This window comes from Mesorhizobium sp. WSM4935 (assembly GCF_029625735.1).
GTDB lineage: Bacteria > Pseudomonadota > Alphaproteobacteria > Rhizobiales > Rhizobiaceae > Mesorhizobium.
In genome coordinates, this window is sequence record NZ_JARTVR010000041.1 from 1 (window position 1) to 1146 (window position 1146).

General features: G+C 61.7%; 1 protein-coding gene. It reads left to right on the plus strand.

All coding sequences use genetic code 11. The features are described from left to right. The first annotated feature begins 198 nt into the window (after positions 1-198). Entirely contained in the window at positions 199-1137 is a 939-nt protein-coding gene (locus tag P9273_RS31990) for an IS110 family transposase (RefSeq protein WP_278052559.1), read from the plus strand. The last annotated feature ends 9 nt before the right edge of the window (positions 1138-1146 follow it).

Genomic DNA, 1146 nt, shown 5'->3' on the forward strand with positions numbered 1-1146 from the left:
CACCTTGTATCTCCACGAGAGAGATTTCGTGGGATTGAAGCGATTGAGCCAAGATCCGGCTGGCCAGCCGGATCTTGGCTTGGCGAAGACGCCCGTACCACCTGAGGTTACAGCCGCGGGAGAGCTTGGGATCTTCGCCTTCGTCACGCACGACCGAACAGTCGCTTGGTTCCAACCGTACGTACAAGGCAGGTTACCGTGAACAGGATCATTTGTGGAGTTGATGTTTCTAAGGATTGGCTGGACGCGCATGTCTGGCCGAGTGGGGCGATAGAGCGCTTCGCCAACGATGTAACGGGGATCGCAGCTCTTTGGCTGTTCTGCCGCAGCCACGGCGCAGCTCTTGCGGTGATGGAGGCCTCGGGCGGCTATGAGCGGCTTGGCTTCATGCTTTTGTGGGCGCACGGCATGCCATGCGCCCTGGTCAATGCCAGAAGCGTGCGCCGCTTCGCCGAGGCGATGGGCTATCTGGAGAAGACCGATCGGATCGATGCGGCTGTCATTGCCCATTATGGCGCAGTCAAGAAGACGGTCCCGACGGCACCGCCGAGCAACTCCCAGCAACGCCTTACTGCGCTGGTCGGGCGGCTTTGCCAGGTAGTCGGCGATGCCACCATCAACAAGCAGCGCAAAAGCGCCGCACGCGATGCCGAGGTATGCGCCAGTATCGAGGCCATGCTGGCCTTCCTCAAGCGCGAGGAGCGGCGTCTGGAAGGCGAGATCGCCTCGATGATCGATGACGATCCGCTGTGGGCCAAGCTGGGGTCGGCCTTTCGGTCGCTCAAGGGTGTGGCTGGCCGCACCGTTGCCCGCCTGATGGCCGAACTGCCCGAGATCGGCCTTATCTCCAACAAAGCCATCGCCAAACTGGCCGGCCTCGCCCCCATCGCCAACGACAGCGGCAGGCGCAGCGGCAACAGGCATGTGCGCGGCGGACGCGCCGGGCCGCGTGGCATCCTCTTTGTCGTCGCCGCCATCGTGGCCAAGTTCGATCCGCATCTCAAAGCGTTCGCTCAACGCTTGCAGCAGGCAGGAAAGCCCAAAATGCTCATCCGCATCGCACTCGCCAGAAAACTTCTCGTCATCCTCAACGCAAAAGCACGCGACGCGAGAACCGAGTTCGCAAATGCAACTTGACAGCCCAGA